The organism is Nonomuraea sp. LPB2021202275-12-8, assembly GCF_037044575.1.
Lineage (GTDB): Bacteria > Actinomycetota > Actinomycetes > Streptosporangiales > Streptosporangiaceae > Nonomuraea.
Genome location: NZ_JBAHWD010000165.1, coordinates 1 through 397 on the forward strand (window position 1 = coordinate 1; position 397 = coordinate 397).

Sequence of the window (397 nt, forward strand, 5' to 3'; positions counted from 1 at the left end):
AGAAGGGGAGGTCGTACTTGCCGAAGAACCGGTCGAAGAAGTCGAAGCAGGTGTTGTCCGGGGTGCAGTCGGCGATGCCGGCAGCGTAGTCGGAGGCCAGCTTCGGGCCGGTCAAGGCCAGGACGGCGGCGAGAACCACGAGTACGGCGGCCATCATCGTGGCCGAGCCGCGGAACTGGCGCCAGGTCAGCCAGATCATCGCCGCACCTCCGCGACGGCTCGCCGGTCCTCGGCAGGGCCCGTGTCCATGTAGGCCAGGACGAGGTCTTCCATGCTGAGCTGGGTGACCGTCCAGGCGGGATCGTGGATCGGGGCGTCGGTACGGACCACGTACGTGCTCTGCCGGTCGGTGTGGCGTGCGGAGATCACGTGCTGGTCGGCGGGGAGCCGGTCAGGG

General features: G+C 68.5%; 2 pseudogenes. Both read right to left on the minus strand.

What is annotated here, in order from left to right:
• A pseudogene (locus tag V5E28_RS49195) lies at window positions 1–199 on the minus strand (ABC transporter permease); the annotation flags it as partial.
• Window positions 196–397 (minus strand): annotated as a pseudogene (locus V5E28_RS49200) (ABC transporter ATP-binding protein); the annotation flags it as partial. The pseudogenes V5E28_RS49195 and V5E28_RS49200, both read right to left, overlap by 4 nt.